Source organism: Pseudohaemophilus parahaemolyticus (genome assembly GCF_938021905.1).
Classification (GTDB): Bacteria; Pseudomonadota; Gammaproteobacteria; order Enterobacterales; family Pasteurellaceae; genus Haemophilus_A; species Haemophilus_A parahaemolyticus_B.
Map to the genome: position 1 here is coordinate 1 of NZ_CALIFA010000004.1, position 12,598 is coordinate 12,598.

General features: G+C 38.9%; 14 protein-coding genes. 8 read left to right on the forward strand and 6 right to left on the reverse strand.

The genetic code is table 11. From position 1 onward, the window contains the following. Positions 1-68, forward strand: a 68-nt coding sequence (locus QMF79_RS10385) for an IS3 family transposase (protein WP_425591866.1), incomplete at its 5' end; no start/stop codon positions are given. 45 nt (positions 69-113) lie between these two features. Here QMF79_RS10385 and QMF79_RS00130 read toward each other — a convergent pair. Both QMF79_RS00130 and QMF79_RS00135 read right to left on the reverse strand, forming a co-directional pair. Beyond that, entirely contained in the window at positions 114-878 is a 765-nt protein-coding gene (locus tag QMF79_RS00130) for a Slam-dependent surface lipoprotein (RefSeq protein WP_281772274.1), read from the reverse strand. Between the two features lie 35 nt (positions 879-913). After that, entirely contained in the window at positions 914-2,110 is a 1,197-nt protein-coding gene (locus QMF79_RS00135) for a Slam-dependent surface lipoprotein (protein WP_281772275.1), read from the reverse strand. A gap of 112 nt (positions 2,111-2,222) precedes the next feature. On the opposite strand from QMF79_RS00135, the gene hslR reads away from it, so the two are divergent. The 3 genes from hslR (at position 2,223) to QMF79_RS00150 (ending at position 5,517) form a co-directional block, all read left to right on the forward strand. Beyond that, the gene (gene hslR / locus QMF79_RS00140) at positions 2,223-2,633 is read left to right on the forward strand and encodes a ribosome-associated heat shock protein Hsp15 (protein WP_281772276.1); all 411 of its coding nucleotides are present in this window, start codon (positions 2,223-2,225) and stop codon (positions 2,631-2,633) included. A 75-nt stretch (positions 2,634-2,708) separates the two neighbouring features. Next, entirely contained in the window at positions 2,709-3,599 is an 891-nt protein-coding gene (hslO, locus tag QMF79_RS00145; RefSeq protein WP_281772283.1) for an Hsp33 family molecular chaperone HslO, read from the forward strand. Positions 3,600-3,921: 322 nt separating this feature from the next. After that, positions 3,922-5,517, forward strand: a complete 1,596-nt coding sequence (locus QMF79_RS00150; RefSeq protein WP_281772277.1) for a carbon starvation CstA family protein — start codon at positions 3,922-3,924, stop codon at positions 5,515-5,517. A gap of 117 nt (positions 5,518-5,634) precedes the next feature. Here QMF79_RS00150 and sodC read toward each other — a convergent pair whose 3' ends face one another. After that, on the reverse strand, positions 5,635-6,177 hold the full coding sequence (gene sodC / locus QMF79_RS00155; RefSeq protein ID WP_040218962.1) for a superoxide dismutase family protein: 543 nt from the start codon (positions 6,175-6,177) through the stop codon (positions 5,635-5,637). A gap of 185 nt (positions 6,178-6,362) precedes the next feature. Between sodC and asd the strand changes: the two genes are divergently transcribed. Both asd and QMF79_RS00165 read left to right on the forward strand, forming a co-directional pair. Continuing rightward, complete coding sequence (asd, locus tag QMF79_RS00160) at positions 6,363-7,478, forward strand: aspartate-semialdehyde dehydrogenase (protein WP_281772278.1); 1,116 nt, start codon at positions 6,363-6,365, stop codon at positions 7,476-7,478. Positions 7,479-7,565: 87 nt separating this feature from the next. Then, positions 7,566-8,375: a Cof-type HAD-IIB family hydrolase gene (locus QMF79_RS00165; RefSeq protein WP_281772279.1), complete on the forward strand. Its 810-nt coding sequence runs from the start codon at positions 7,566-7,568 to the stop codon at positions 8,373-8,375. On the opposite strand, the gene QMF79_RS00170 is transcribed toward QMF79_RS00165, so the two are convergent. Then, on the reverse strand, positions 8,372-9,127 hold the full coding sequence (locus QMF79_RS00170) for a TatD family hydrolase (protein WP_281772280.1): 756 nt from the start codon (positions 9,125-9,127) through the stop codon (positions 8,372-8,374). The two genes, QMF79_RS00165 and QMF79_RS00170, sit on opposite strands and share 4 nt — an antisense overlap. A gap of 109 nt (positions 9,128-9,236) precedes the next feature. Continuing rightward, positions 9,237-9,773 carry a KdsC family phosphatase gene (locus QMF79_RS00175; RefSeq protein ID WP_281772281.1) on the reverse strand — a complete coding sequence of 179 codons (537 nt, stop codon included), beginning with the start codon at positions 9,771-9,773 and terminating at the stop codon, positions 9,237-9,239. Between the two features lie 66 nt (positions 9,774-9,839). Here QMF79_RS00175 and QMF79_RS00180 point away from each other — a divergent pair, with 66 nt between their 5' ends. Next, a complete protein-coding gene (locus QMF79_RS00180) occupies positions 9,840-10,532 on the forward strand; it encodes a YggS family pyridoxal phosphate-dependent enzyme (RefSeq protein ID WP_281772282.1) in 693 nt (230 codons plus the stop codon). 469 nt (positions 10,533-11,001) lie between these two features. Further along, positions 11,002-11,265 carry a GrxA family glutaredoxin gene (locus QMF79_RS00185; protein WP_005705380.1) on the forward strand — a complete coding sequence of 88 codons (264 nt, stop codon included), beginning with the start codon at positions 11,002-11,004 and terminating at the stop codon, positions 11,263-11,265. A gap of 61 nt (positions 11,266-11,326) precedes the next feature. On the opposite strand, the gene tal is transcribed toward QMF79_RS00185, so the two are convergent. Continuing rightward, positions 11,327-12,280, reverse strand: coding sequence for a transaldolase (gene tal, locus QMF79_RS00190; RefSeq protein ID WP_281772284.1), 954 nt, complete (start codon positions 12,278-12,280; stop codon positions 11,327-11,329). Positions 12,281-12,598 lie beyond the last annotated feature (318 nt).

Genomic DNA, 12,598 nt, shown 5'->3' on the forward strand with positions numbered 1-12,598 from the left:
AAAAACGAATTAAACTTGGTTTCAAAGGATTGAGCCCAGTACAATACCGAGCTCAGTATTTAAGTTAACTAACCTGTCCAACTTTGGGGGCAGATCATGTTTGCTAAGTGGGGTTATTTCTTCTCCGCCCCAAAAGCTGCTCCCCATTGGTTCCCAGCGCTAACCATTCCCCCAAGTTCTTTAGCATTATTTCCATAGAATTTCCCTTCTACTTTTCCAGTTCCAATTAAAGCAAAAGAGTTTGCTGAACCCGTGAAACTATTACCTGAAATACGGGAGTTCACGTTGATTATTGCTTCATTAAAGTTCAATGAACCTGTTAAGGTTTTATCTGCAAAGTTGGCATTAAGACGAGACGTGCCTTTTAAGTAGTCATCATCGCTTTCTATGTTGGCAGCAGAGAGAATACTACGCCCTTCATAGCTTGCAGTGCCCGTAGTTGGCATATTGGCTGTTGGATTACCGTTATAAAATAGGTAATCTTTGGCATTCTCATGTTGGCTTCTGATAGCTCCGAAACTACTATTTTTATATGCAACAACCATCGTTTCGTGATTTGCATCACGAAGTGTTAGCCAGCTGCCTGAACTAATTCCAGGTCCACCAATGGTTAGTTCTGTTCCGTCTACATTCAATTTGTATGGGGTGTAACCTTCTATTTTACTGATTTTAAGAACTGGATGATCCATACCAGAGATAGTGATTGCCTCCCCTGTTACTTTTGGGGACGCTTGTGGCTGGCTTGGGCTTACATTTGGTGGCGTTGTCGTTGTTGTAGTAGTTGAGCTATCAGAATTACTACTCCCACAAGCCGCCAATGTAAATGCAGCTAAAGTAGTTACGCTAAATTTTGCAATTTGTTTAGAAAATAACATCATTATGATCCTCTTAAGATTAAAGGTAAGTAAAATTATTATTTTTTAGCACCAAATGCAGCACCAAAATTGTAATCATGAGATTCGGCAATACCTCCAAGCTCTTTAGCGTTTTCACCAAAGAATTTACCTTGTACTTCAACTTTTGTATCTGATTTAAAAGCATCTGAAGTAGCTATACCTGTAAATGTATTATTCTGAATATTAGCATCAATATGAACAGGTTTAATGTTTTTGATGGTTAAAGTGCCCTTTAATTTTTTCTCACCAAAATCGACATCAAATTTTGATATACCTGAGTTATATCCTGTCTTCTTATTATATTCTCCAATACCGCCGATTACTTCACCTGAATAAGATGCTTTTCCTAATGGCATACTTTGAGTTGGTTTGCCGTTATAGAATATATAGGTTGGTATAGATTCATTGGGAGAATCGATGATGCCGAAGCGGGTAGAGGAATATTTTTCACAACAGATGATAATGTCTCTATTTGATTGAGAATAAATTGTCCAAGGAGAATTAATATCTTCACTTGGTTCTAACATAATATCAATGTTTTCATCATCAATATCGATCTTATTTATATCTATATTAGTAAGAGGATGAATTTTTTCCTTATCTCTTCGATTAATGACAGTATACCCCCCAGTATGATTAGGTGGAGTTGGTTGCATATGTTTCTCAGTATTTGGCTGAGTAGCTGGAGCTATGCTATCAGTATGTGGGTTTGGTTGCATATGTTTCTCAGTATTTGGCTGAGTAGCTGGGGCTATGTTATCAGTATGTGGAGTTGGTTGCATATGTTTCTCAGTATTTCGCTGAGTAGATGGAGCTATGCTATCAGTATGTAGGTTTGGTTGGATATGTTTCTCAGTATTTGGCTGAATAGCTGGAGCTATGCTATCAGTATGTAGGTTTGGTTGAATATGTTTCTCAGTATTTGGCTGAATAGCTGGAGCTATGCTATCAGTATGTGGGGTTGATTGCATATGTTTCTCAGTATTTGGCTGAGTAGATGAAGCTATGCTATCAGTATGTAGGTTTGGTTGAGCGTTATTGGGTTGGACTGAATGTTTTGGTTGAAGAATTTTAGAGGATTGATTTGAGGTCTGTTGAGGAGTAGCATGGTGATTTGTGCTACTGTTACTACCACCGCTTCCACAAGCGGTTAAAATTAATACGGATAATGTGGTTAAATTGAATTTAGCTGAATTGTGTAGAGAGAATATCATATATTTCCTATTCTTCATGAATGTAATTTTTAACATTATAACAAGATTGGTTTAGGAAAGATAGTAACAGGCTTATTGATATAAACCGAGAAATATAGAGGTAAGTCAAATTATGAAGAAAAATAATCAAGAACAATCCGATAATGAAATTCGCCTTGATAAATGGCTTTGGGCAGCACGTTTTTACAAAACGCGTTCGACTGCCAAAGCAATGATTGAGGGCGGAAAAGTGCATTACAACGGGCAGAGAGCCAAAGTTAGCAAAGCGGTGGAAATTGGGGCGACGATCAAGCTGCGCCAAGGCAATGAAGAAAAAGAAGTAGAAGTATTGGCATTAAGCGATCAACGACGAGGTGCGCCAGAAGCACAACTGCTCTATCAAGAAACTGAAAAAAGCGTGAAACAGCGTGAAGCGATTGCATTTGCTCGTAAGGCAAATGCCCTTTCGATGCCGCATCCAGATCGCCGCCCGAATAAGAAAGAGCGCCGAGAGTTAGTCAAATTTAAAGAGCACATCTTGTAATTTGTAAAAGTATCTCCATATTGTGTGCAACATTCATTCCCCCTTATTTAAGGGGCTTTTTTTATTTTAAGGAACATTATGTATAAACAAGACAACGACAAACTCTATCGCTACTTATTCCAAAACCGTGCAGTGCGTGGCGAATGGGTACGCTTAAATGATACTTTTACCGAAACATTAAATACCCATCACTACCCAATCGCAGTGCAAAATTTATTGGGCGAAATGTTGGTCGCAACCAGCCTTTTAACCGCAACAATGAAATTTGAAGGCACCATTACCGTGCAAATTCAGGGTGATGGTCCGTTAAAATTAGCGGTGGTAAATGGCAATGAGCAACAGCAATTACGTGCATTAGCACGCGTAGAAGGTGAAGTGGCAGAAACCGCCACTTTACACGAAATGATCGGCAATGGTGTGTTAGTGATTTCTATCATTCCAACCGATGGCGAACGCTATCAAGGCGTGATCGGCTTAGATAAACCGACAATTCGCGAATGTTTAGAAGATTATTTCGTGCGTTCCGAGCAGTTGCAAACGCATTTAGTGATTCGCACTGGCAAATATGAAGGCAAAGCGGTGGCTGGCGGAATGTTGCTCCAAATTATGCCAGACGGCACAGGAACGCCTGAAGATTTTGAGCATTTAGCAACTTTAACTGAAACCGTGAAAGATGAGGAGTTATTCGGCTTAACCGCAGAAGAATTACTCTATCGCTTATACCACGAAGAGCACGTGCAAGTTTATGAACCGCAAAATACCGAATTCAAATGTGGCTGCTCACGTGAACGTTCTGGCAATGCAATTTTATTATTGCCAACGGAAGAAATTGAAGAAATGTTAGCCGAAAAAAATGGTGTGATTGATATGCAATGCGAATGTTGTGGCACGCAATATTTCTTCGATAAAAAAGCGATTGAAGAGTTTAAAGAAGAAGCGGATAAATTAAATCAGTTAGGACTGTAAGGTAAATAAATAAGGGTAGAAAATATAATGATCTGCACCTTAATCAGTTAGACGTTTAGTCCAACTTTTCAGGTGCAGCTCATATTGAAAACAGTCTTTTAAAATAACCTAACTTTTTGGCGTCAGATAAAAATAACTGCCCTTCTTTTTCATTTCTTCTTATTCAATAATCAAATTTATTTCACTTTTTCAACAAAAATGTGAAGCGCCTCACATTTTCTATAAACTCTTCAGCGATTCGATTTACTTTTAATATTCAAATAACTAGAATTATCAGTTGCCAATAAGGCAGAATTTAATTTTTTTATTCTAGGATAACGTTATGTTGTGGTTTTTCTTTTGCGTAGCCATTTTGGTGCTTGGCTACTTCATTTACGGGAAAATTATCGAAAAAATCTTCGTAATTAACCCGAAACGTCAAACGCCTGCCCATCAAATGAACGATGGTGTGGATTATATGCCAATGTCAAAAACGAAAATTTGGCTTATTCAATTATTAAATATTGCGGGAACAGGTCCAATTTTTGGTCCTATTCTTGGTGCGTTATACGGGCCTGTTGCGATGCTTTGGATCGTACTTGGCTGTATCTTCGCAGGTGCGGTGCACGACTACTTCTGTGGTATGTTAAGTATCCGCCATGGTGGTGCAACAATGCCATATTTGGCGGGTAAATTCTTAGGTCGTCCTGTTAAAGTATTCATCAACGCATTGGCACTTATCCTTCTTTTATTAGTGGGTGTGGTATTCGTAGCAAGCCCAGCACAATTGATGGGTACAATCACAATGGATGTATTTGGTGCTTCACAAGGTGCATTACAATTGGGTGATGCAGACGCAGTTCACCAAGCTGTTGAAGCGGGGGGGATTAAAGTTTGGGGTATGGATAAAGCAACAGTTATTTCACTTTGGACATTTATCATCTTTGCTTACTATATTCTCGCAACATTACTTCCAATTGATAAAATCATTGGTCGCATCTATCCGTTATTCGGTGCGTTATTGCTCTTTATGTCTTTAGGAATGGTCTATGGGCTAGTTTCTGCTCACTTTAGTGCAACCGATCCAATTGAATTTTTCCGTACTATCAATGCAGATGGCGAAGGTTTAACTTGGGCTAAATTCACTCAAAACTTCCAAGTGAAAGGTGATGTTCCAGTTTGGCCACTTTTATTCTTAACCATCTCTTGTGGTGCATTATCTGGTTTCCATGCAACTCAAACTCCGTTAATGGCACGTTGTGCAGAGAATGAAAAAGAAGGTCGCTTTATTTTCTACGGTGCAATGATTACTGAAGGTGTTATCGCATTAATCTGGTGTATGGTTGGCTTGGCATTCTATGAAAACCCACAAGCGTTACAAGATGCAATCTCTGCAGGTTCACCATCTAAAGTAGTATACGATAGTTCGTTACACTTCTTAGGTTTCATTGGTGGTATTTTTGCAGTATTAGGTGTAGTTGTATTACCAATTACCTCTGGTGACACAGCATTCCGGGCAGCACGCTTACAATTAGCAGAGATTTTCGGAATTGATCAACGTTCATTAGTAAAACGTTTATATATTGCAGTTCCATTGTTCGTATTAGGTTACTTTGTATCCACAGTTGATTTCAGCATATTATGGCGTTACTTCACTTGGGCAAACCAAATGACAGCAATGGTCATGTTATGGACAGCAGCCGCATACTTATATCGTTATCATAAATTCCACTGGGTGGCTTCAATTCCAGCGTGGTTTATTACAACCGTATGTGCAACTTATTTGTTCTATAATAAAATCGGTTTTGGCTTAGATTACCAACTTTCTGTATATCTTGGCTTCGCAACAACCATTGTTTGTATCATATTGTTCTTCACAATGCTTAAACCATTAGGTGAGCGTGATGAAGATGCATATACAGTAACAGAAACCAATTAGTTAAAATAGAGAAGGGAGTTAATTACCCTCCCTTCAAAAGTTAATTCAAGGACTAAGCTCTATAATTTATGGGATTAGTCCTTTTGGGTTGATTATTTTCTGTTCCTGATAAAGATATTATCTAATCACACCGCACGCCATACGAGCACCACCACCGCCAAGTGCTGTTGGATGATCGGAATGGTTATCGCCGCCTGCGTGAATCATAATTGCGTGGTTTTTCACTTCATCTAATTTTTTCAAGCGTGGGGCAAGCACGGGTTGTGTTGCTGTGCCATCGTGTAACACGGTTAAGGCTGGAAGGTCGCCTAAGTGTGCATCGTCAGACCATGGGAAGCCGTGACCTTTCGCTTTGGTTGGGTTCCAGTGACCGCCCGCCGCTAAACCAGCAGTAAGTTTGCCGTCTTTCTCTTTTGGCTCACAGCTTGGGTTTTCGTGAATATGGAAGCCGTGTAAACCTTCTGCTAAACCAGTTAGATTTGGAGTAAACACTAAGCCGTAAGCAGACTCAGTAATTTCAACCGTACCTACATCTTTGTTGCCGTGTTGTACATCCAATTGTTGCACTTTCACTACTAATTTTGCAGGCTCATTTGCATTTGCCACAGAAGTTGCAAATAATCCGCCTAAAATGACCGCTAATACTGTTTTGATTTTCATCTTAATTTCCTCTTTAAAAGCACCGTTATCGGTGGTTATATTCTAACCACTTTCGTTTTATTTTATCTAGAATAAAGTAATCGGCAAAAACATTGTATTTTTACGTTGCATTTTCATCAAAAATCTTGTATTTATGCAAGCTATCACTCAAAACAACATTTATTTAATTATTCAGGAGCAACACAATGCAAAATGTCGGTTTTATCGGTTGGCGTGGAATGGTAGGGTCTGTGTTAATGGATCGTATGGTTCAAGAAAATGACTTCGCAAACATCAACCCTGTTTTCTTCACTACTTCACAAGCTGGTCAAAAAGCCCCTATATTTGCAGGTAAAGATGCAGGCGAGTTAAAAAACGCTTTCGATATTGAAGAATTAGCGAAATTAGACATTATCGTGACCTGCCAAGGTGGCGATTACACCAACGAAGTTTATCCAAAATTACGCGCAGCGGGTTGGAATGGTTACTGGATTGATGCAGCCTCTGCCCTTCGTATGGAAAAAGATGCGATCATCGTGTTAGATCCAGTGAACCAACACGTTATTTCTGAAGGCTTGAAAAACGGCGTGAAAACCTTTGTGGGCGGTAACTGCACGGTAAGCCTAATGTTAATGGCAATCGGTGGTTTATTCGAAAAAGATTTAGTGGAATGGATCTCTGTTGCAACCTATCAAGCGGCTTCTGGTGCGGGTGCGAAAAATATGCGTGAATTGCTCTCACAAATGGGCTTATTACGCGACGCAGTAAAAGATGAATTAGCAAATCCAGCTTCTTCAATTTTAGATATTGAGCGTAAAGTGACGGCTGAAATGCGTTCAGAAAGCTTCCCAACTGAAAACTTTGGTGCGGCATTAGGTGGTAGCTTAATCCCTTGGATCGACAAATTATTACCAGAAAGCGGACAAACCAAAGAAGAGTGGAAAGGCTATGCAGAAACCAACAAAATTCTTGGTTTAAGTGATAACCCAATTCCTGTGGATGGTTTATGCGTGCGTATCGGTGCATTACGTTGCCACAGCCAAGCGTTCACAATCAAGCTCAAAAAAGATTTACCATTAGCGGAAATTGAGCAAATCATCGCTTCACACAACGAATGGGTAAAAGTAATACCAAACGACAAAGAAACCACATTACGCGAATTAACCCCTGCGAAAGTAACAGGTACATTAAGCGTGCCAGTAGGACGACTTCGCAAATTGGCAATGGGCCCTGAATACTTAGCTGCTTTCACTGTAGGCGACCAATTATTATGGGGTGCAGCAGAGCCTGTACGTCGTATTTTGGTTCAATTAATTAAATAATTTCTCCTCGCAACAAGCGGTAGATTTTGATGAGCAGTTTGCAAATACTCAACAAAATTCTACCGCTTTTATCATTCAACTCATCTTATGAAAAAACCAACAGCCCCCATTAAAATTGTCTTTTTCGACATCGACTACACCCTTTACATCAAAGACGAAGCTCGTATTCCTACCTCAATTACGGAGCAGGTACTTCCACGCCTCAAAGCAAAGGGCATTATTCCCGCTATTGCCACAGGGCGAAATTATGACGGCTTTCCTGAGGCTCTTAAACCTCTGATGAATGAAAACGGCTTTGAGCTTTTTGTGACCATTAACGGGCAAGATAATCTTTACCAAGGCAAACAGATTTCAGACTACCGCTTAAGTGTGGAACGCATTCAACAAGCGGTCGAAAAACTGGAAAAATTGGGCATTGCTTACGCTTTTGTTAGCCGTAAGGCAATTGCTGTGTCGGAAAACAGCGAGATAGTTTGGAATGCTACTTCTCCGATTACTAAAGATTACATCGTTGATCCGAAGTTCTATCTTAAAGATTCCAGCGTGCAAATGTTGGCGTATTATCCCGAAGAGCAAACACAAGAGGTGATAGATGCTGGCGTATTGGGCTCAGATTTAAAAGCAGTTCGCTGGAATAAAAATGCGGTAGATATTTTGCTTAAAGATAACTCCAAGGCTCGTGGTATTCTAGATGTGATCAACTATTTCGGCTTTAATATTGAGAATGCAATGGCATTTGGTGATGGCTTAAATGATATGGAAATGTTGGATACTGTTGGTTTTGGCGTAGCAATGGGCAATGCCGAGCCAGAACTCAAATCATTGGCGGATTTTGTCACCAAAGATATTCATGAAGACGGGATTTTGTATGCGTTGGAGGAATTAGGGGTGATTTAAAGCCCATAAAAACGCAAGCTGTTTTCGAGTACTTGTGTTTTTACTTTTTCTACCGTCAATCTTTTCAATTCTGCCAATTTTTCTACCACAGCACCAAGCTGGGTAGAAATTGCTTTGTCTTCTAATCCTTCGTGTTGCCACGGGCTGTCTGTTTCCACCAGTAACCGATCAAGTGGTAATATTTTTGTTACTCGTTGTGTTTTGGGATTCCATAAAATATCGGGCGTAAGGCTTGCGGCATAAGGTGTTTGTAAAAATTGTGCTAACGAAGCTTCATCGGTTTTAAACCAGTGAAAATGAGCTTTTATAATCTGATACTTCTTAAGTAGTGCCAAAGTAGGTAACACGTCATCGTGCACAATATGCAAATTAAGTGGTAAATTTGATTGCTTAGCGAAGGCAACAAAGCGCTCAAGTAACGAGAAATAAGGGGCGTAATCCAAATTTGGATTTTCTCGCTTCAGATAATGCGGTAATCCGACTTCACCAATAGCGGTCAGATTTTGCTGATATTTTGCAAGCCAGTAAAATAGTTTATCTTGCTCACTTGCAGTTGGTAGAGCTTGCTCTGGATGGAAACCCGAAGCGATATGGATTTTATGCGGGCATTGCTTTTGTAATGCGAGTAAAGTTTGGCTACTCTTAAGGTTTATCGCTACTGCAAGTACGCCCGTAATGTTAGGATCTGCTAGCGTGTTTTGTTGTAGCTCGGTGGAGAGTTGATCGAAATGGATGTGGGTATCAAAAAGCATATTTTCTTTAGTTTATAGGTGGTTTAATCTTGCATGTACTTCGTATTCATTTATGTCAAATTTTCCCTCTTTGCTAAAGAAGGGCATTTTCTTTCATAAATTAACGAATCTACTGTGTCATCTTCTCCGCAATTGTTAAAAAACCATCTGCAGTGCGGAAAATTTCATCGAAACCTTGAGCCTCTAAAATTTTATCTGATACCTCGCGAAACGCTCCTTCTCCGCCCGATTTAGTAAGCACCCAGTCTGCTTTTTCTTTCACATAATCGTGGGCGTTTTTAGTGGCAATTGCCAAGCCACACACTTCAAATGCAGGCAGATCAAGCGTATCATCGCCGATAAAAGCGGTTTGTTCTGGCGTTACTCCCACTTGTTGCATAATATCGAAACAAGCTGAGCGTTTTTCCATTTTACCTAAATGTACGAATTGAATTTTTAGTGCCTCAAGCCGTTTTCGGAGTAACGGATGATCACCACCTGAAATCACCGCTACTTGAATCCCACAACTTTGCAACATTTTTATACCTAAGCCATCGTGTACGTGAAAGCGTTTCATTACTTCGCCCTCAGCAGTATAGTACAACCCACCATCAGTTAAGACACCGTCTACGTCGGTAATGACTAATTTGATATTGGTTAAATCCATCTTATTACCCTTTTATGATATGATTTCTGTATTATAGCCCTCGTTAACGTAAAAGAGAGAATTATTATGTCGATTTCTGAAAATTTATCTCGTATTCAACAACAAATTGAGCAAATTTCTGCCGAGCACCAACGCGAAAATGTACGTTTATTAGCTGTTTCCAAAACTAAACCTGTGCAAGCAATTGAAGAAGCCATTAGAGCAGGTCAATGTGCTTTTGGTGAAAATTACGTGCAGGAGGGGATTGAAAAAATCGCCTATTTTTCAGGCAATAAATCTTTGGAGTGGCATTTTATCGGACCGTTACAATCAAATAAAAGTCGCTTGGTGGCAGAGCATTTTGACTGGATTCAAACCATGGATCGTTTCAAAATTGCTGAACGTTTGAACGAACAACGCCCTGAGCATTTGCTTCCGCTTAATGTGCTTATTCAGATCAATATTAGTGATGAAAGCTCAAAATCGGGGATTCTACCTGAGGATATGTTGCCGCTTGCAGAAAAAATTAGCCAGTTTCCACGTTTAAAATTGCGCGGTTTGATGGCAATCCCAAAGCCTGAAAGTGAGCCAGAGCAGCAGAAAATTGCATTACGCAAAATGAAAGATTTATTCAACCGCTTGCAACAACGGTTTGAGAGCGTTGATACGCTTTCAATGGGAATGTCAGATGATATGGCAAGTGCAATTGAGTGTGGCTCAACGATGGTACGCATCGGCACGGCAATTTTTGGGGAGAGGGATTATTCTCAAAAAGTATAAAATATATCGTTTTAGTTTGAAAGAGTGAATTAAAGATGGTTTTTACATATTGAAAGCTCTATGTCGATAGTTTAAATATTGCTAATAATAATTCTTTATTAAATAAAGTTGACTTACTTAGTAGCATGCCTAAAAGTTCAATATTTTTTAGATAAATTTATTATCACCACTTCGGAGCAATTATTGATAGGGAAAAAATATTAATTGTACGCTATTTTTGTGGCTGTTTGTTATACAATCCCTGACAATTCATTAATTTTCAAATTAAATAAAGACTGATGGAAATAGCTTTATTGTCTGCTCAAAGCAACTTAGCGAGTTGGCACAAAGAAAGTAACATTTGCAGACTTTGGTGGTTTATATTACCCATCAAGTCGAATTAGAAAAATTTGTGCTCAGGAGATAGCTTTAACCGCTTACAAAGGGTAAGATGTAATTACTTACAACAAGGAAAAACAGAGAGGTAACGATGTTTGTTGAAATTTACGGGCGTTTAACTTGCCCATATTGCATTCGTGCGAAAGCATTAGCGGAAAAAATGAAATCAGAATTATCTGATTTCGATTTTAAATTTGTAAATATGCCTGAAGAAGGTATTACCAAAGAAGATTTAGTGCCACGTGTCGGCAAACCAGTTGAAACCGTGCCACAAATTTTCTTAGATAACGTTCACGTTGGTGGTTGCACTGATTTCCAAGCGTTAGTGAAAGAGAAGTTTGGGATTGAGGTTTAGTTAAACCAAAATAAAAAGTCTAGCATTTGCTAGACTTTTTGCTTTTTATTCTAATAAGAAATTAGAGTTTTGCTAAAAGCATGGTTTCTAATTTTTCTTGGTCGATCGCGAATTTACGGATGCCTTCTGCTAATTTTTCTACAGCCATTGGATCTTGGTTATGTTCCCAATAGAATTCAGCTTCAGTCATTGGTGCAGGGCGAGATTGTACTTCACCGTTAAAGTTTAATTTACGTACTAATGGTTCGTTGTTTTCTTGTAATGCTTTTAATAGAGCTGGTGCGATAGTTAAGCGGTCACAACCTGCTAATTCGGTAATTTCACCTGCATTACGAAAACTCGCCCCCATTACGACGGTTTTATAGCCGTATTGTTTGTAGTAGTTGTAGATTGAAGTAACAGAAACTACGCCTGGATCTTCAGCTGAAGCATATTCTTTTTGATCTGAGTTTGCTTTGTACCAGTCTAGAATTCGACCAACAAATGGTGAGATTAAGTAAACACCGGCTTCAGCACAAGCACGTGCTTGTGCTTGTGAGAATAATAGTGTGAGGTTACAGTTGATGCCTTCTTTCTCTAATTGTTCGGCAGCTTTGATACCTTGCCAAGTTGAAGCAATTTTAATTAAGATACGATCGTTTGAAATACCTGCTTCATTATAAAGTGCGATTAATTTACGAGCTTTTGCAATTGTTTTTTCTGTGTCGTATGAAAAACGTGCATCAACTTCTGTTGAGATACGTCCAGGGACGATTTTTAAGATTTCTAAACCGATGTTTACTGCTAATTTATCTTCTGCATCTACTAATTGTTGTGCTTTATCATTGCTTTTTGTTTTTGCATAAGCCACAGCTTCATCAATAAGTGGTGCATACTGTGGTAATGCCGATGCACTTAAAATTAAAGAAGGGTTAGTGGTAGCATCTTGTGGTTGGTATTGCTTGATTGCATCAATGTCACCAGTGTCAGCAACTACTACAGTCATTTCTCTTAAAGCGTCTAATTGGCTCATAATGTTTTCCTATAATGTTATCTAATGAATTGTTGAAAATATGCTTATATATAATAGCTGATTTTTTCTCTCATTTATGTGAGATAGATCACACTTGTCTGAATGTAATCAAAAGTAATCCTAAATGCAATCAAAAATCGTCAGATGATTGCTTTGATAGTGTAAAGCATTAGATAAGAAAATGCAGGTGATTTTAATTTGATCAATGTTTGAGATAAAAACGACCTTTGTGCTTTAAATGTAAACAATTGGTAAATTTTTTTAAATTTTTTGCAAAAAGTGCTTGCACGAGTTTTATTTTTCTCTATAATGCACCTCACA

Coding starts and splice junctions, on each gene's coding strand:
- QMF79_RS00150 (WP_281772277.1), top strand. CDS start 3,922: ATGTTGTGGTTTTTCTTTTGCGTAGCCATTTTGGTGCTTGGCTACTTC.
- QMF79_RS00185 (WP_005705380.1), top strand. CDS start 11,002: ATGTTTGTTGAAATTTACGGGCGTTTAACTTGCCCATATTGCATTCGT.
- asd (WP_281772278.1), top strand. CDS start 6,363: ATGCAAAATGTCGGTTTTATCGGTTGGCGTGGAATGGTAGGGTCTGTG.
- QMF79_RS00180 (WP_281772282.1), top strand. CDS start 9,840: ATGTCGATTTCTGAAAATTTATCTCGTATTCAACAACAAATTGAGCAA.
- sodC (WP_040218962.1), bottom strand. CDS start 6,177: ATGAAAATCAAAACAGTATTAGCGGTCATTTTAGGCGGATTATTTGCA.
- QMF79_RS00175 (WP_281772281.1), bottom strand. CDS start 9,773: ATGGATTTAACCAATATCAAATTAGTCATTACCGACGTAGACGGTGTC.
- QMF79_RS00170 (WP_281772280.1), bottom strand. CDS start 9,127: ATGCTTTTTGATACCCACATCCATTTCGATCAACTCTCCACCGAGCTA.
- QMF79_RS00165 (WP_281772279.1), top strand. CDS start 7,566: ATGAAAAAACCAACAGCCCCCATTAAAATTGTCTTTTTCGACATCGAC.
- QMF79_RS00135 (WP_281772275.1), bottom strand. CDS start 2,110: ATGATATTCTCTCTACACAATTCAGCTAAATTCAATTTAACCACATTA.
- hslR (WP_281772276.1), top strand. CDS start 2,223: ATGAAGAAAAATAATCAAGAACAATCCGATAATGAAATTCGCCTTGAT.
- QMF79_RS00130 (WP_281772274.1), bottom strand. CDS start 878: ATGATGTTATTTTCTAAACAAATTGCAAAATTTAGCGTAACTACTTTA.